The 16,918-nt window shown below is 58.9% G+C and carries 17 protein-coding genes; 9 read left to right on the top strand and 8 right to left on the bottom strand.

The annotated features are described in order from the left end of the window. Window positions 1-129 precede the first annotated feature (129 nt). On the top strand, window positions 130-726 hold the full coding sequence (locus tag OYW20_RS20565) for an acyl carrier protein phosphodiesterase (RefSeq protein WP_268797754.1): 597 nt from the start codon (window positions 130-132) through the stop codon (window positions 724-726). Here the strand turns inward: OYW20_RS20565 and OYW20_RS20560 are convergent. Both OYW20_RS20560 and olsB read right to left on the bottom strand, forming a co-directional pair. Further along, window positions 687-1,475, bottom strand: a complete 789-nt coding sequence (locus tag OYW20_RS20560; protein WP_268797753.1) for a lysophospholipid acyltransferase family protein — start codon at window positions 1,473-1,475, stop codon at window positions 687-689. The genes OYW20_RS20565 and OYW20_RS20560 overlap by 40 nt on opposite strands. Next, complete coding sequence (gene olsB, locus OYW20_RS20555) at window positions 1,475-2,230, bottom strand: L-ornithine N(alpha)-acyltransferase (RefSeq protein ID WP_268797752.1); 756 nt, start codon at window positions 2,228-2,230, stop codon at window positions 1,475-1,477. The genes OYW20_RS20560 and olsB overlap by 1 nt, the downstream gene beginning before the upstream one ends. 319 nt (window positions 2,231-2,549) lie before the next feature. Here olsB and OYW20_RS20550 point away from each other — a divergent pair, with 319 nt between their 5' ends. The 4 genes from OYW20_RS20550 (at window position 2,550) to OYW20_RS20535 (ending at window position 5,803) form a co-directional block, all read left to right on the top strand. Continuing rightward, entirely contained in the window at window positions 2,550-3,647 is a 1,098-nt protein-coding gene (locus OYW20_RS20550; RefSeq protein ID WP_268797751.1) for a serine hydrolase domain-containing protein, read from the top strand. Beyond that, entirely contained in the window at window positions 3,644-3,988 is a 345-nt protein-coding gene (locus tag OYW20_RS20545; RefSeq protein ID WP_268797750.1) for an amidase, read from the top strand. Before OYW20_RS20550 ends, OYW20_RS20545 begins: the two co-directional genes overlap by 4 nt. Window positions 3,989-4,185: 197 nt before the next feature. After that, window positions 4,186-5,343: a phospholipase D-like domain-containing protein gene (locus OYW20_RS20540; RefSeq protein WP_268797749.1), complete on the top strand. Its 1,158-nt coding sequence runs from the start codon at window positions 4,186-4,188 to the stop codon at window positions 5,341-5,343. Window positions 5,344-5,497: 154 nt separating this feature from the next. Further along, the gene (locus tag OYW20_RS20535; RefSeq protein WP_268797748.1) at window positions 5,498-5,803 is read left to right on the top strand and encodes a ribbon-helix-helix domain-containing protein; all 306 of its coding nucleotides are present in this window, start codon (window positions 5,498-5,500) and stop codon (window positions 5,801-5,803) included. Window positions 5,804-5,888: 85 nt separating this feature from the next. On the opposite strand, the gene OYW20_RS20530 is transcribed toward OYW20_RS20535, so the two are convergent. After that, window positions 5,889-7,412 carry a fumarate hydratase gene (locus tag OYW20_RS20530; protein ID WP_268797747.1) on the bottom strand — a complete coding sequence of 508 codons (1,524 nt, stop codon included), beginning with the start codon at window positions 7,410-7,412 and terminating at the stop codon, window positions 5,889-5,891. A 418-nt stretch (window positions 7,413-7,830) separates the two neighbouring features. On the opposite strand from OYW20_RS20530, the gene OYW20_RS20525 reads away from it, so the two are divergent. After that, window positions 7,831-8,937 (top strand): GGDEF domain-containing protein, encoded by a 1,107-nt coding sequence (locus OYW20_RS20525; protein WP_268801195.1) that lies wholly within the window; start codon window positions 7,831-7,833, stop codon window positions 8,935-8,937. Then, window positions 8,930-9,868 carry an iron-sulfur-binding ferredoxin reductase gene (locus tag OYW20_RS20520; protein ID WP_268797746.1) on the top strand — a complete coding sequence of 313 codons (939 nt, stop codon included), beginning with the start codon at window positions 8,930-8,932 and terminating at the stop codon, window positions 9,866-9,868. The genes OYW20_RS20525 and OYW20_RS20520 overlap by 8 nt, the downstream gene beginning before the upstream one ends. 188 nt (window positions 9,869-10,056) lie before the next feature. On the opposite strand, the gene OYW20_RS20515 is transcribed toward OYW20_RS20520, so the two are convergent. From OYW20_RS20515 to pyk, 3 genes are all read right to left on the bottom strand, one after another. Continuing rightward, window positions 10,057-10,635: an NHL repeat-containing protein gene (locus OYW20_RS20515; RefSeq protein ID WP_268797744.1), complete on the bottom strand. Its 579-nt coding sequence runs from the start codon at window positions 10,633-10,635 to the stop codon at window positions 10,057-10,059. Window positions 10,636-10,887: 252 nt separating this feature from the next. Next, window positions 10,888-11,331: a hypothetical protein gene (locus tag OYW20_RS20510; protein ID WP_268797743.1), complete on the bottom strand. Its 444-nt coding sequence runs from the start codon at window positions 11,329-11,331 to the stop codon at window positions 10,888-10,890. Between the two features lie 211 nt (window positions 11,332-11,542). Beyond that, entirely contained in the window at window positions 11,543-12,994 is a 1,452-nt protein-coding gene (gene pyk / locus OYW20_RS20505) for a pyruvate kinase (protein WP_268797742.1), read from the bottom strand. 177 nt (window positions 12,995-13,171) lie between these two features. Here pyk and OYW20_RS20500 point away from each other — a divergent pair, with 177 nt between their 5' ends. Further along, window positions 13,172-13,546, top strand: coding sequence for a tetratricopeptide repeat protein (locus OYW20_RS20500; protein ID WP_268797741.1), 375 nt, complete (start codon window positions 13,172-13,174; stop codon window positions 13,544-13,546). 181 nt (window positions 13,547-13,727) lie between these two features. Next, window positions 13,728-14,087 carry a PilZ domain-containing protein gene (locus OYW20_RS20495; RefSeq protein WP_268797740.1) on the top strand — a complete coding sequence of 120 codons (360 nt, stop codon included), beginning with the start codon at window positions 13,728-13,730 and terminating at the stop codon, window positions 14,085-14,087. Window positions 14,088-14,114: 27 nt separating this feature from the next. Here OYW20_RS20495 and OYW20_RS20490 read toward each other — a convergent pair whose 3' ends face one another. Together OYW20_RS20490 and OYW20_RS20485 are read right to left on the bottom strand one after the other, a co-directional pair. Next, entirely contained in the window at window positions 14,115-15,470 is a 1,356-nt protein-coding gene (locus tag OYW20_RS20490; RefSeq protein ID WP_268797739.1) for a DUF58 domain-containing protein, read from the bottom strand. Next, window positions 15,467-16,522, bottom strand: coding sequence for an AAA family ATPase (locus tag OYW20_RS20485; RefSeq protein WP_408005528.1), 1,056 nt, complete (start codon window positions 16,520-16,522; stop codon window positions 15,467-15,469). Before OYW20_RS20485 ends, OYW20_RS20490 begins: the two co-directional genes overlap by 4 nt. Window positions 16,523-16,918 lie beyond the last annotated feature (396 nt).

Here is a 16,918-nt window from a genome sequence, read left to right as displayed (position 1 = left end):
GAAACGGTATATCGGGTTATATCGATATGGGTCGAAAGCAGAAATCGGCGTAGGCTCGGGGTACATATTTTTTAGCACGCTGAAGATCCAACAGAGCTTCGGCACGACAGCGAAAAGGTCATCCGCCTCATGAACTACCTCGCGCATCTCCACTTGGGCGGCCAGCGCCCGGCGCAGCTCCTCGGCAGCTTGTATGGCGACTTCGTCAAAGGGCTGCTGCCGGGTCGTTTCCCGCCCGATATCGAGGCTGCCATCCGGCTGCACCGGCGCATCGATGCATTCACCGACAGCCATCCACTGATCAAGCGAGCGGCAGGGCGTTTTCCGGCAGAGCGTCGGCGTTATGCGGGAATCGTGCTGGATGTGTTCTTCGATCATTGCCTGGCGCGTGACTGGCACCTGTATGCCGATGTCCCGCTTGAGGCGTTTACCGACAACGTCTACAAGGTGCTGGCGGACGAGCCGGAACTGCCCGAGCGACTGGCTTACATCGCGCCGCGTATGGCCGCTCAAGACTGGCTGGGATCGTACCGGGAATTTGAAGTGGTGGGCGACGCGCTGGCAGGCATTGCCCGGCGTCTCTCCCGTCCAGAAGGGCTGGCAGGCGCGATGCACGAATTGCGCGGGCTCTACCAGCCGTTAAGCGAAGACTTCAGCGAGTTTTATCCACAGGTCCAGGCGTTGGCTCAGGCCGCTCTGGCTGCAGGACGGGATTCCACTGGCTGATCAGCTTCCCCAAACAGCGCGAGCTGAACGGCTTGCTGTGCTTCGAATGCCAGCGCGGCGCGTTCCTTGCCTTGGGTTTCTATCGGCGTCAGCAGGTGAATATGCACATCGCCTCGTTCGTTGGCGAACAGCCGGCGCAGGTGTGACAGCAAGTCGTCGTCGCCAATGAACGGCGCGATAGGGTCAGCTTTGCCGTCGCGCAGGTACTGGATCGCTACCGGTTGCAGCGGGACACCGGTTTCCACAGCGCTGGACAGCAGGCGGCCATGAAAGGTGCGCAGGCTTCGACCGTCAGTGGTGGTGCCCTCAGGGAAAATCATCAACGGGTGATTGCCCAGCAGGTGCTGCCCGATCTGCTTCTGAATCAGTTTGCTGTCGCCTGAGCCGCGACGAATGAACAAGGTGCCCGCCTTCAGCGCCAGCCAGCCTGCCACCGGCCAGGTGCGGACTTCGGCTTTGGACAAGAACGACAGTGGCGCAAGCATCCCCAGCAAAGGAATGTCGGTCCACGACACATGGTTGCTCACCCACAGCATTGGACGGATGGGCACTTGTCCACTGACCGTCACCCGAAACGGCAGCGCGGCCGTCAGGCGCGCCATGAACCAGCTGCTCCAGCGTTGCCGGCGGGCCATCGAGTTGCCGATGCGCGTGCGCTCCATCAGGGTGAATGCGCCAGCGATGGTCAGCCCCAGAGCGATGACCCACAGCACGCGTGCGACTCGCGCATAGCTGCGCAGCGTGCTCATTACACCGCTGCCTTGAAATGGCGGGCGTAACGCGGGCACAACTCGTCGCGCTTGAGCAGGATGAACACGTCGGCCACCTGGAAGTCTTCGTCCCAGCAGGGTTCGCCACAGATTTTTGCGCCCAGGCGCATGTAGGCCTTTAGCAGAGGCGGCATTTCGCAGATCACGTTGTTGGGCAGATCAAGGGTCGGCAGCGGTTTCTTGGGCTCTGCGCGAAGGTGCTCGGTGCAGAGATACCGTTCGCGCAGGCGCTGCATGATCGCGTGGGCCTGGATGCCGCCGTCCTGCATCGGTATGCTCGCGCAACCCATCAAATAGCTGTAGCCGCCTTCGTTGAGGATTTCAGCCAACTCGCTCCAGAGCACGGCGATCGTGCCGCCGTTGCGGTAGGCTGGATCGACGCAGGTGCGGCCCAGCTCCAGGATCGGGCCTTGCAGATGACCGAGGCCGTGGAGGCTGAATTCTTCTTCGCTGTAGAACTTGCCCAGCGTGCTGGCTGCCTTGTGGTCCAGCAGGCGGGTGGTTGCCACGAGGCGCCCGGTGACCAGATCACGGACACCGATGTGTACGCAGTGAACGTCGTAATCGTCGATGTCCAGACCCAGTTCGGCACCCTTGAGTTTGGCGTCGAACTCGCCACTGAACACGCTGAACCGCAAAGCCTGGGCTTCCTTCAGAGCTTTTGGACCTGTCAGGCGCTCGGCCTGCAGGCAACGTTCCGCGCGGGTGTCTCGAATGCTGGCGATCTGAGTCATGCGTCGTCTCCATGGGCCAGCCGGTGAGTACAGGCTGGTCGACTGTATGGTTTGAACCATTGCTTCACTTATGCAGGCTAGGGAGAGGCGATGTCACCGCCATTAAGCTTTAGTGATGGTTGCGTGACAGGGGCATGGGCTGGACTGCAGGAGCGAGTGGGCGGCATTCCGGCTTGTCCGCGAAGCTGGCGACGGAGATCTTCGGATGTGGAGCGTCAGGGCCGCTCGCCAACAAGCTGCCTCCTGCAGAAAGTTTGCGTCGCGATGGCTTGTCATTTATCACGGGTATGTTTTCGCAATCCTTGCCAGAGACTCATCCATGAGCCGCCGTCTTATCCTGACTTGCTTGCTGTCGCTGATCGCCTGCTCAGCCACCGCCGAAACCTGGCCCGGTGAGACGTGGGCCGTTCAACCCATTGCGGCGTCGGCTGCGCTGGCAGACCTTGAAAAATACGCCTTCACGCCCCGTGACGAGCTAACCCGAGACGGTATCCGCACCGATGCATTGCTGGTGATCCGTGACGGGCACATCCTCTATGAGCGCTACGCAGGTCCAACCCACGGCAATACACCGCACCTCACCTGGTCGATCAGCAAAAGCGTGATGGCGACGGTGTTGGGTGTGGCCTACGGGCAAGGACGTTTCAAACTGGACGACCCGGTCGCGATGTTTTATCCGCCGTTTCGCGCGCATCCGGACATAAAGATGCAGGACCTGCTCCATTGGGCGTCCGGGCTGGACTGGCAGGAAGATTACGAATACGCGCCGCTCAACTCCTCGGTCGTCGCCATGCTGTACACCCGAGGGCGTGCAGACATGGCGCGTTTCACCGCCGAGCATCGCGTCGCCCAAGCCCCCGGCACGTCTTACCGCTATTCAAGTGGCGACAGCACGGTACTGGCCGCGGCGTTGAGGGGCATCGTCGGGGATCAGGCGTACGCCGACTATCCATGGACAGCCCTGTTCGAGCCCCTGGGTATCAAAAACGCGACGTGGGAAACCGACGCCACCGGTACGTTCGTTGGCTCGTCCTACGCCTACATGACTGCCCGTGATCTGGCCCGTGTCGGCGTACTGATGCATCGCGAGGGCCGATGGCAAGGGCGGCAGTTGGTGCCCAAGGCCTGGGTCGATTTCAACCTCACGCCTTTTAATCAACAGGTGCCGCTGCCATCGGGAGAAGTGCCTGGCGGGCAATGGTGGCTCAATCGTACCGGCAGCGGTCAGCCGGGGCCCTGGCCTGACGCCCCGCCCGATACGTTCGCCGCTCTCGGCCATTGGGGGCAGGCCTTGTATGTGATCCCGAGTGCCAGGCTGGTGATCGTGCGTTACGCCGATGATCGCGATGACACCTACGACCACAATGCGTTTCTCAGGCTGGCACTGGCGGCGTTCAAAGAGGAGGGCGGTCAATGAATGAGCGCAGCCGTTTTATCCGACGTCGTCCATTCACCAGCCTGTTGATCTTCGTCGCCCTGGTGTTGGCCGCGCTCGTCTGGCAATACCGCCTTCAGCTTCAGGCCTTTCCCGACATCATCAGCGCCTACACCGCCAAGGAATACTGTTCGTGCCGCTACGTCATGAACAACCCGGTGGAGTACTGCCAGACCTACGTGAAGCAATGGTTGCCCAGCGAATTACACGATGACCCGGCGCGCAAAATCGTCAGTGCCAGTGGTTTGGGACGCAGCAATAGCGCGAGCTGGGAGGGGGCGCGACAAGGTTGTCGTTTGCAGGCAACTGCATCGGGATATTGATTGGGCCGAACAGAGCCGTTTGCCAGCGGTCAGACTGGCGGATAAGGTTGCCCTCATTCGCTGATCTGGAGTTCGCATGACCACGTTCCCCCGCCCGCTGCCGGCTCGGCCCGCCAGCGTGTCATTGCGTTTTGTGCCGGGCGCGTCGGCTGCCGATTTCACCTTCACTTTTCCCTCAGCCGCAGCGGCGCGCTGAGATGGCGGGCTCGATTTTTCCGTGGCGTGAAGACAATGCGTTTGAGTTGATGATCGACGGCCCTGCGTTTTTTCCGCGCATGATCGCGGCTATCGAGCAGGCTCAGGAGCAGGTCGAACTTGAGTTGTATCTGGTGGAGTCGGGCTTGTGTGCCGAGGCGCTGGTTGAGGCGTTGGTCGATGCCGCGCAGCGCGGCGTGACCGTGCGCTGTCTGTTCGATGATTTCGGTTCTCTCGCGTTTGCCGTCGGCCTGCGAAATCGTCTGACGGAGGCGGGCGTCATCCTGCGGTTTTACAACAAGGTCAACTGGCGGCGCGGTATCCGCAATTTTTATCGCGATCACCGCAAGTTGTTGCTGGTGGACAAGGCGCTGGCGGTAGTCGGCGGGACGGGCGCGACGGACGAGTTCTGGCAACCGGGGAGTGAGACCAGCGACTGGCACGAAGTGATGGTCGAAATCCGTGGGCCGCTGGTGCTCGATTGGCAAGCCCTGTTCGAGCGTCAGTTTCATGCCAATCCGCTGCGCACAGCCTGGCGCCCCGGGCAAAACTTCGGTTTGCCGCGCCTGCCTCCGGCGCCAGTGACCGGCCATGGTCTGGGGCGTGTGGCCTACGCCGACTCGCGGCAGCATCGCGACATTCTGCAATCGCTGGTGCGCGCCCTTAATAGTGGTCAGAAGCGCATCTGGCTGGCGACTCCCTATTTTCTCCCCACCTGGAAGGTACGCCGCTCGCTTCGGCGCGCAGCTACTCGGGGCATCGACGTGCGATTGCTGCTGACCGGTCCGCGCACCGATCACCCGTCGGTGCGTTACGCCGGGCATCGTTACTACCCACGGCTGCTTCGCGCCGGGGTCAAAATCTTCGAGTATCAGCCTTGTTTCCTGCACCTGAAGATGGTCCTGATCGATGACTGGGTGAGCATTGGCTCGTGCAATTTCGATCACTGGAATCTGCGCTTCAACCTGGAGGCCAATCTGGAAGCCCTTGACCCGAGCCTGACGCAGGCCGTCGCCACCAGCTTCGAGAAAGACTTCAGTCTCAGCAGTGAAGTCAGCCTGGCCGACTGGAAGGCCCGGCCGCTCTGGCGCCGCGTGCAACAGCGGGTTTGGGGCTGGCTCGACCGCCTGGTCGTCAACTTGCTGGATCGGCGTGGCTGAAGGGGTAACCTGGCGCCGTCAGATCGGGCTGGGTTGGCGCTGAGACATACCGACCGCATCCGCTCTTTGCGTTGTAGTACTACGCTGTTACCCAAGGCAGTCGAGGGGCGCCGATACTGGATTGCCTCAGGTAACCACAATGCGGGAGCTGACCATGTCCGAACTCTACGTAAAAGCCGACCCGATCCTTTACGAATCGCGATCCCGTTCGTTACGCATTTGTGGGGTGGTCACGACTTTGCGTCTGGAAAATCAGTTCTGGGACATCCTTTCAGAAATCGCTGGCCACGATGGCATGACCACCAATCAACTGATCAGCAGTTTGTATGAAGAAGTGATGGGGCATAACGGTGAGGTGATCAACTTCGCGTCGTTTTTGCGGGTCAGTTGCACCCGGTACTTGAGTCAAAAGCGTCCTGCTGTGCCCGAGTTGAGCGTGGTGCGGTCGGTCGGAAAGTAGCGTCCGACCTCCTTTTCCCAAGATGCAGAAACCCCGCTTTGTCAGCGGGGTTTTGTTTTGCAGCTTTCAAAATCAGCAGCGGCGATTACTGGACTTCTACCGCCAGGCTTTCGCTGATCTTCTTTTGCCAGATCGCAGGGCCGGTGATGTGTACCGACTCGCCTTTGCTGTCCACTGCAACAGTCACCGGCATGTCTTTGACCTCGAACTCATAGATCGCTTCCATGCCCATTTCAGGGAAGGCCAACACTTGCGATTTCTTGATTGCCTGAGCGACGAGGTAGGCAGCGCCGCCGACGGCCATCAAGTAAACGGCCTTATGGTCCTTGATCGCTTCGATGGCGGTCGGGCCGCGCTCGGACTTACCGATCATGCCCAACAGGCCGGTTTGCTCCAGGATCTGACGGGTGAACTTGTCCATGCGCGTGGCAGTGGTCGGTCCAGCAGGCCCCACCACTTCGTCGCCTACCGGATCGACCGGGCCGACGTAGTAGATGAAGCGACCCTTGAGGTCCACCGGCAACGTTTCACCCTTGTTGAGCATCTCGACCATGCGCTTGTGCGCTGCGTCGCGACCGGTGAGCATCTTGCCGTTGAGCAATACGGTTTCCCCCGGCTTCCAGCTTTGCACGTCTTCTGGCGTGAGGGTGTCGAGGTTGACACGGCGCGCCGACGGACCGGCTTCCCAGACGATTTCCGGGTAGGCATCCAGCGGCGGTGCTTCCAGCGAAGCCGGACCGGAACCGTCGAGCACGAAGTGCGCGTGACGGGTGGCAGCGCAGTTGGGAATCATGCACACCGGCAGCGAGGCTGCGTGGGTCGGGTAGTCCATGATCTTGACGTCGAGCACGGTGGTCAGACCGCCAAGGCCTTGAGCGCCAATGCCCAATTGGTTGACCTTCTCGAACAGCTCGATGCGCATCTCTTCGATACGGCTGGATGGGCCACGCTTGATCAGCTCGTGGATGTCGATGGACTCCATCAACACTTCCTTGGCCATCACGGCGGCCTTCTCGGCCGTACCACCGATGCCGATGCCGAGCATGCCCGGTGGGCACCAGCCCGCGCCCATGGTCGGCACGGTTTTCAGAACCCAGTCGACAATCGAGTCGGACGGGTTGAGCATCGCCATCTTCGATTTGTTTTCAGAACCGCCGCCTTTGGCCGCTACGTCCACTTCCACGGTGTTACCCGGAACGATGGAGTAGTGAATGACCGCCGGGGTGTTGTCCTTGGTATTTTTGCGAGCGCCTGCCGGGTCGGCGAGGATCGAGGCACGCAGGACATTTTCCGGCAGGTTGTAAGCCTGGCGCACGCCCTGGTTGATCATGTCGTCCAGGCCCATGGTGGCCCCGTCCCAGCGCACGTCCATGCCCACGCGCACGAACACGGTAACGATGCCGGTGTCCTGGCAGATAGGACGATGGCCGGTGGCGCACATGCGCGAGTTGATCAGGATCTGGGCCATGGAATCGCGTGCCGCTGGCGATTCTTCGCGAAGGTAGGCCTCGTGCATGGCCTGAATGAAATCTACGGGATGGTAGTAGGAAATGAACTGCAGGGCGTCTGCGACGCTCTGGATCAGGTCATCTTGCTTGATCACGGTCATGTGGGCGCGCTCCTCTGATTGGCGGGAACATTCTGTTTGCTGGTTTCGACAGTACCGCTAAGGTCTGAAGAAAGCATCTTCATGGTGTTGGTCAGGCATACCGACATCTGCGCCGAGCAGCGTCAGGATAAAAAGGCGCGGCAGTATAACCTGCGGGCAGGCCAGGTAAACGGGCAAGCATCCCTTCGTTGGTCGAACATCGGATATCTTTTATGACATCTGTCATCTTCACCGGTCTGTGCAGTTAGACGGCGCACTAGAATTGATTAGTCAATTTCCAGCGTAACCACTAAAGTGCCGGGCTGCCTGCAATGCCGATCATTCAGATGAACGTTCGATTCATCGCTGACCTCAGGCGTTTGTGCGGGGCATCTTGCCAATGTGGGATGGATCCTTTTTACGCATGATGAGTCATCACGTGACCGACAAATCCATACATACATTGATACTCAAACGGTTTGCCCTGGCTGCCAGCACCTACCTGCTGGTTCTCGCGCTTGCCTGGGTGGCGATGTTCACAGGCTACTATCACGCGCCGCTTTACATGGCCGTCACCGGCTCCGCGCTGTTGATATTGATGCTGGCAGCCCTCGCCGCTGTTTTTCTCACCGGTTACAACCAACGCTTCGACGACCCCAGCATGACCGAGCTTCAGGTTTTGCTCGGGATTGGCTGGCAAACCTATCTGATCAGCCATCTCGACAGTGCGCGCGGCACCTTTCTGATGCTGTATGTGTTGATCCTGTTGTTTGGTGTGTTTCACCTTCCGCCCAAAGTATTCGCACGCTCGGCATTTCTGGCGCTGGCAGGTTTTTGCGGGGTAAACCTCTGGGAGGCGGCAAACGGTCAGTTGCAGGACCCCCGTCTGGGTGCGCTGCAAGTCGGCACGCTGTTCTTCGCTCTTTTCTGGTTATGCCTATACGCGCGGCTTGTGCAGCGCTCGCGCTATCGCATGCACCAGCGGCGGGTGACGCTTCAAGCTCACCAGGACACGCTGCGCGGCATGATGTTTCAGCTTGAAGAACTGGCCGCGACCGACGAGTTGACCAATCTGTATAACCGCCGTCATTTCCTGCGCATGGCCACCCGCGAGATTGAAATGATGGACGGACATTACACCCAAGGCCTGGCACTGATCGATCTCGACCATTTCAAGCGGGTCAACGACGTATATGGTCATGCAGCGGGTGATCGGGTGTTGCAGGCGTTCGCTGCCAGTGCAACTGACTGTCTTCGTGAAAACGACATCCTGGCGCGTTACGGCGGTGAGGAGTTTGTGCTGTTGATGCCGCGTTGCACCCGCGCCCAATTGCTGGAGTGCTGCGAGCGGATTCGGCAGACTTTCCAGACGGTGCAGGTGCCTGATCTGAGCCAGATGGATTTGAGTTTGTCCATTGGCATGACGCTGCTCGAAACCGGTGATGACATGGACAAAGCGCTGCAACGCGCAGATCTTGCGTTGTATCGTGCCAAACACGGCGGTCGTAATCGCTGCAGTGGCGCCTGGGAACACGCCGATGCCTGAGTTGCGCGCAGGCGACAGGCAGTGGTCAGTGGCTCAATCGACCAACTTGCTGGACGCGCTTAACGCTGCAGGTGTTTCAGTGCCCTACAGCTGCCGCGCCGGCAGTTGTCATGCGTGTCTGGTGCGTTGCGTGTCGGGTGAGCCCTTTGATGCAATGCCGCAGGCCCTTCAAGCGGACAAGCGCGAGCAGGGCTGGCGGCTGGCATGTCAATGTCAGGTGGTCAGCGATCTGAGCGTCGAAATTTTCGATCCGTTGCGTGAAGGCTTACCCGCGAAAGTCAGCGATGTGAGGTGGCTCAGCCCCTGCGTGTTGCGCCTGAGGCTCATACCTGAGCGCCCGTTGCGTTATCGCGCCGGGCAGCACTTGATCCTGTGGGCTTCAAATGGCGTGGCTCGACCGTATTCACTGGCGAGCCTGCCGGATGAAGAGGCGTTTCTGGAATTCCATATCGATTGTCATCATTCAGGTGAGTTTGTCGAAACTGCTAAAGCGTTGGCGATTGGCGATCCGATCCGTCTGGGCGAGCTGCGAGGCGGCGCGCTCCAATACGACGCAGACTGGCAGCAGCGTCCACTGTTGTTACTGGCGTCGGGTACCGGACTTGGGCCGCTTTGGGGGATAGTGCGTGAAGCGCTGCGTCAGGAGCATCAAGGCCCGATTCGCTTGATTCATGTGGCGCGTGATAGCAGCGAGCAGTATCTGGCGGATGCGTTGCACGCGCTGGCCGCTGAACATCCGCAATTACAGGTTGAGCTGATTGAAGCCAGCGGTTTTCAGGCCGCACTGGGCGGCATCCGGATCGCCTCCCGGCACACTGTTGCGCTGGTGTGTGGCTCGCCCGTCAGCGTTGAGGCCTACTCCAAACGGCTTTACATCGCAGGCCTGCCAAGAGGGCAAGTGCTGGCAGATATGTTCTTAGAGCGTGAGTAGTTATCTAGCCCTGTAGAAGCGAATTTGTTCGCGAGGCGTTTTATCTGACTCCCCGCATAGAAGGCTCTCCAGCGAGTTGGCTGCAGGTGACTGTCAAACCCCGCCACTCAAAATACCAAGCCCCGATCTCTTGCGAGTCGGGGCTTGGTGGCATGCTGCTGAACCGAGCCAGCTATGAAATCACTTCCTTACCCTATGTAACGCAGTACAAATGCTTCAGTTAAGTCGTTAGTAAACGTCGTGCCGCAAACAATAATTTTTTCGTCAGGCTGCACAGATAATCCTTGCCCCATATCGACGCTTTTGCCGATCTTGGTGCGGACCCAACCGCCTCCTTCCCCAAAGCTGTTATCCAGTGAGCCGGTCGGTAAATATCTGGCAATCAGAACATCTGCCTCTTCAAAACCTTCTGTGAAGCCCACGGCTACAATCCTTCCGGAAGCCGGTGATACCGCGGCTTGCAGCCAAGCATTTTCTTCGGCAGTGAAATCGCTGATCACGATGTTGCCGCCAGCAAGCTCCAGGTCAGCGCTGCCGTCCATGTTTTTACCGATCAGCAGGCCCCTGTTGGGCACAGCAGTGGTACCCACCCCCAAGACTGTTTCGGATTCTACCGATCGCATCGCTAATGCTTCGATCGAGCTACCGATGTCGTTCTCTACCAGAACGAAACCGTTTTCTCCGTACTGTGTGTCTAGTGCGCCCGCTTCGTCATAACGTGCAAAAAAACCATGGAACAGGTTAGCTTCTCTAAGGCTACCCGCCACTAGAATGCCCCCTGATGCCGTGATCTGCAGTGCATTTAAGAAGGTCGGCGAGTCATTAAGCTTTACTCTGATATAACCGCGACCACCGAATTCTTCGTCCAGATCACCATGCTCTTTAAGGCGAGCGATGATCGCGTAATCACCATCGGCGGTTCTGTATTGACTTGTTACCCATATGTGGGGACCTGCAACGAACCCGCTACCGATGATGGAAACACCTTCACCAAGATTCTTTTTGCCGGGCCACTTCGCTTAACGTTTAGTGCCACCTTTCGGCAAGCCGACAACGGTCTTGCCTTCCTTTCCGAATGAAATATCAGCAGTGCCATGCTTGTCGTATCGGGCTAGAGCGGGATAGGTGCCGGTGGAATCACTGCTGGTGCCCAGTAGAATTATTCGCCCATCATCCATCACATGCACGGTCGACGCAGTCGCCGGACAATCGGTTTTAAACTCGCCGGTAATGGGGCTGCCGTTATTAAACGAAGGGTCTGGAGTACCGTCGCTGTTTAGCCGGACGAGGCAAAATTTTCCTTCGCTGATATCGCCTGTGATTAGGATTTTTCCGTCTGGCTGGAGGGCCGTGCCAAGTGCTGCGCTCGAGCCGTTGGCGGGAAATAAGGACGTAACCAATCCACTATTCCCAAAGGAGAGGTCGAGCTCACCTGAACGTCCTTCCTGTTTTTTGATGTTCATTTTGTCCGTCCATAGAATTGGGATTCGAGAGCGCCATGCGGGCATATCGGCCTCATGCGATGCATGCGGACAACTGCTTGTGCCTGTGGACATTAAGAACCTCAACGAAACGTCGTCAACTGTCAGAAATGACAGGTCCTGAAGAGTGGTATCCGGAAAGTAAAAAGCCCCGAACTCTCGCGAGCCGGGGCTTTTTTGATGCGCTGGCGTCTTAGACCATTGGGTCGCCGACGTGCAGGATCTTCATGCCGTTGGTGCCACCGATGGTGTGGTAGCTGTCGCCCTTGGTGAGGATGACCCAATCGCCTTGCTCGACCAGACCGCGCTTGAGCAGCTCGTCGACCGCTGCCTGGCTGACTTGACCTGGCGGCAGGGCTGCCGGGTCGAATGGCACGGTGTACACGCCACGGAACATGGCGGCGCGCGCCTGAGTGCCACGATGCGGAGAAAACGCATAGATAGGCACGGAGGAACGGATGCGCGACATGATCAGCGGGGTGTAGCCACTTTCGGTCAGTGCGATGATCGCTTTAACGCCCGGGAAGTGGTTAGCCGTGTACATAGCCGCCAGCGCGATGCTTTCGTCACAACGGGTGAACGAGTGACCGATGCGGTGGCTGGATGTCTTGCCAGTCGGGTGACGTTCGGCACCGACGCAAATACGCGCCATGGCTTCGACCGCTTCGACCGGGTAGGAACCTGCCGCACTTTCAGCCGACAACATGACGGCGTCGGTGTAGTCGAGCACCGCGTTGGCGACGTCCGAGACTTCAGCGCGGGTTGGCATCGGGCTTGAAATCATCGATTCCATCATCTGCGTTGCCACGATCACCGCTTTGTTATGGCGACGTGCGTGCAGGATGATTTTTTTCTGAATGCCGACCAGCTCAGCGTCGCCGATTTCAACACCGAGGTCGCCACGGGCAACCATGACGGCATCGCTGGCGCGGATCAGGGCGTCGAGGGTTTCGTCATTGGCGACGGCCTCTGCGCGCTCGATCTTCGCGACCAGCCAGGCGGTGCCGCCGGACTCGTCACGCAGCTTGCGTGCGTATTCCATGTCCGCAGCGTCGCGAGGGAACGAAACGGCCAGGTAGTCCAGATCCATTTCTGCAGCGAGCTTGATGTCTTGCTTGTCTTTTTCGGTCAGTGCCGGCGCTGTCAGGCCACCGCCGCGGCGGTTGATACCTTTGTGGTCGGACAGCGGGCCGCCGATCAGCACGGTGCAGTGAAGTGAGTCTGCGGTTTGCGTGTCTACACGCATGACCACTCGTCCGTCGTCCAGCAGCAATTCGTCGCCAACACCGCAATCCTTGACCAGATCGGGGTAGTCAATGCCAACGATTTCCTGGGTACCGTCAGTCAGAGGATGGCTGGTGGAGAAGGTGAATTTGTCACCGACTTTCAGCTCGATCTTCTTGTTGGTGAATTTGGCGATGCGAATCTTCGGACCTTGCAAGTCACCCAGCAGCGCAACGAAACGACCATTCTTGGCCGCGATGTCGCGAATCAGCTTTGCCCGAGCCTTGTGCTCGTCGGGGGTGCCGTGTGAGAAGTTCAAACGGGCAACGTCCAGGCCCGCGAGAATCAGTTTCTCGATAACTTCTGGCGAATTACTTGCAGGGCCAAGTGTGGCTACGATTTTGGTGCGGCGAACGGACATGCACAAACTCCTTAAATGAAGCGCAGAGAGAGGCTACTACTCTACGGCGCTGTAGTCATTGTTCCTTTGCACTACCTCACTGCCAGATTGCTGGGCAATCGGCAGATGATCGGCAGTCAACGGACCCTGAAGAATTCCCGAAATGCGCCGATACAATGCACAGCACAGGAGAGTCTCATGCGAATCGTGATGATTTTAATCGTGATGGCCGCACTCGGCGGCTGCACACGTTGGTCGATGAACAGCCATTTGAACAATGCCAATCGCGCCTATGCGCAGGGCGACTGCGATGCAGTCATGTACAACCTGTCTAAGGTTGACCGGGAAAGTCGCTCGCGCCGCTATGTACAGCCCGAGGTGTCGATGTTGCGCGGCCAGTGCCTGGAGCGTCAAAAGCTTTACCTGGATGCCATGCAGACTTATCAGTTCATCGTCACCCAATATCCGAGCAGCGAGTATGCATACCGGGCGCAGGCACGTATGGATACACTGCATCAGTTGGGCCACGATCGGGGTGGGCAACCTGCTGTTACCCGGCCGGCGCCGCTGTGAGTAACCATCAACAGATGGACGGCGCCGTTTTGGATGTCTTGCTAACGATCTTGAGATAGTCTGCAATAGACAGGGAAGTCGAAGCGTTCGATCTCCCGGTGCCTCCTCGACATTTTGTGTACGAGCGAATTTAAATGCACTAGCGCGATCATGCTCAATGGTCATACAGGGCGAGTGTCCAATGCTTATCGAAAGACGAATCGAGCGTCATCAACTGCCGTATTACCTGCAAGTCTTTAATCGGTACACCGATAAGCCGATGGGATGTCTTGGCAACGTATCCGAACAGGGCCTGATGTTGATCAGCGAGTTGCCGGTGCTGGTCGGTGCAGATTTCCAGTTGCGGCTCAAAGTACCTGACGGCAAGAACGGCGTGAAGATCATCGATATCAACGCCAGTTGCCTGTGGTGTCAGGAGGACGAAACTCCCGGTATTTTCGACTCGGGGTTCCGGCTGCAAGCAGCGCCCATCGAGTACCACCAGTTGATCCAGGCGCTGAAGCGCTACTTCAGCTTCCATTCCCTTGAAGCTTCTGCCTGATCCGGCACCTTCTTTAGCCGGCGCGTTTTACAAGGTGCCGGCTTTCTTCCAGCTCAAATACTGACTGATCAACTCTGGTCCCAAATCACTGGGGCGCACATCCAGCACCGGTACGCCATGAGCGATCAGCCGTTCATGCACAGTGGAGCGGGCGTTGAGAAAATCCACCGTCCCGCAGTAATCCAGTGCTTGCTGCCAGGTCTGGACTTGCGTGGCGCGCAAACCGTCGAGCACCTCCTCGCGCAGGCTGGCCACCAATACTCGGTGGTAGCGCCCCAGCTGTTTGACAGCTGCCAGAAGCTCGTCGTCGTCCTCGTCGCGCAAGTTGGTCATCAGTACAACCAGTGCCCTGCGCTTTTGTCGCACCAGCAACTGTCGAACAGCTGCGCTGTAATCGGCGGGGCGCTGGGTACTGTTCAGGTCGTAAACCGAGTTGAGCAGCAGGCTCAGTTGCGCGGTGCCTTTGCCCGGTGGCAGGAAGCGGTGTTGATCGGCCGCAAAGGTTGAAAGCCCCACAGCATCGCCCTGGCGCAGCGCAACATGGCTCAGCAGCAGGCTAGCATTGAGCGCGTGATCGAAGTGCGTCAGGTCGCCGTCCTGACTGCGCATCCTGCGCCCGCAATCGAGCATGAACATGATCTGTTGGTCACGCTCGTCCTGGTATTCCCGGGTGATGGGTGTGCGCTGGCGGGCGGTGGCCTTCCAGTCGATCTGACGCAGGCTGTCGCCCTCGCGAAATTCTCGTAGCTGATTGAATTCGAGCCCCATGCCCCGGCGCTGACGCTGGCGGACACCGAGCTGGCTGAGCCAGTTGTCCACCGCCAGCAACTGACCGCCGTGCAAGCGTGCGAAATCGGGGTAAACCCGGGTCGAGCCTGCAGCGGCTATGTAGCGCCGCGATGTCCACAGGCGCAACGCACTGGGCAGGCTGATTTCGATCCGTTCGAACGTGAATTGCCCTCTGCTGGTGGGGCGCAGTCGGTAGCCCAGTTGCGCAGTGCGGTTGGGTCTAAGCTCGATACCTTGTGGCAGGTTTTCTACATCGAAACGTTGACTGGCGCTAACCGGGCCGTGATCGAAGACTTCTATCGGCAGCCGGCGGGCGTAATCATGCTGGATGTCGATACGCACATCGCTCCAGCGGCCTAATGCCAGGCTGCCCGGCAAAAGGCGCTGTAGCCGTGGCGACGGCAAACGCCATAACTTCAGCGCGTCAAGGGCTGCGACCACGCCAAGCAACAGCAATAAAGTCCAGAACACGGTAGCGAGTCTGCTGACAGGACCAAGCTCAAGCGCGTCCAGAACGCCCAGCAACACGGCCACCCCCAGCAACAGCGAGAGGCAGCGGAGCAAGCGGGGCGATGGCCGGAGGGTTTGTCTCATTGGCGGGGCGCCGGAACCTGATCGAGGAGTTGCTTGAGCACTTGATCCACAGACAGCCCCTCTATATCGAGCTCCGGCGAGACCCTGACCCGATGCCTCAAAACGGCCAGTGCGCAGCTTTTTATGTCATCGGGTATCACGAATTCGCCGCCCCGCAGCAGTGCGCGAGCTCGCGCCCCCCGTACGAGTGCGATGGATGCGCGAGGGCCGGCACCGATGATCAACCCCGGCCACGTCCGGGTTGCACGCGCCAGACGCACGGCATAGTCGAGCACCTGCTCGTCAACCGGCAGCTCGCCCGCAATACGCTGCAGCACCAATACGTCTTTGGCTTGCAGCAACGTGCGCAGCGGTTGCACGTCGAGCATGTCCGAGCGTGTCGATTTACTCACCTGCCTGACCATTTCAAGCTCTTGCGCGGCGTCGGGGTAGTCCATTCGCAGCTTCAGCATAAACCGGTCTAGCTCGGCCTCCGGCAAGGGATAGGTGCCTTCCTGTTCGATAGGGTTTTGCGTCGCCAGCACCATAAAGGGTTGCGGCACTGGCAGCGCGCGGCCCTCCAGGGTGACCTGCCGCTCCTGCATGGCCTCAAGCAATGCGGCCTGGGTCTTGGCGGGAGCACGATTGATTTCATCAGCCAGCAGTAAGTGAGTGAACAGCGGACCTTTACGCAGCTTGAACTGCTCGGTGTGCAGGTCGTATACCGCGTGGCCCGTCACATCGCTGGGCATCAGGTCGGGAGTGAACTGAATGCGCGCGAACTCGCCACCGAAGCAGCGGGCGAGGGCGCGCACAAGGAGGGTCTTGCCCAGCCCCGGTACGCCTTCGATCAGCACATGGCCGCCGCCGATAAGGGCCGTCAGCACATCGTCGATCACGGCATCCTGTCCAATGACGGCCTTTTGCAGTTCATGTCTGATTGCTTGAGCCAGGTGCACGGCGCGCTGACGCTGTTGCTGCGGATTGCTGACGGGTGCGGCAGCGTCGGCGACTGCGGACGCAGGCTTTGCCTGATCTGTCGGGCTCGCTGGTTCTGTCGGGTTATCGCTCACAAGTTCCGGAGAGTTACTCGCTGTTATATTAGATTTATTGTCCATGAATCAATTACTTACCTAATTTAACTTTTCGTGATTTTTTGTGCGGAGCGACTTAGTGCTTCTTCCCTCGCCTAGCATTATTTCCATGGTAACCGCTCAGGGCATGCGGCGTGTCGGTGCATGCCATTCAATTGCACTGACGTAGCTGCTGTCTGCACCAAAGGTAGAAATCTGCGCAAGGATGCCTTTTCTGAACGGGTGTCTCGTGGCTCCAAGGTCAGCAGTCCCGTTAAACAAACAGCTTGGGCGTGGAATAACACCACCTAGGTGTAAGCCGTGTCAGTGGCCGTGCTCTGAGAGGGTCGCGCCTGCTGATAGGAGCTTTGAGCGTTCATTGCGGGTCGGCAGCTC

The sequence above is a fragment of the Pseudomonas sp. BSw22131 genome (assembly GCF_026810445.1).
Taxonomy (GTDB): Bacteria; Pseudomonadota; Gammaproteobacteria; order Pseudomonadales; family Pseudomonadaceae; genus Aquipseudomonas; species Aquipseudomonas huanghezhanensis.
The sequence above is the reverse complement of the archived record's forward strand: the minus strand, read 5'-3'. Positions and strand labels throughout refer to the sequence as shown.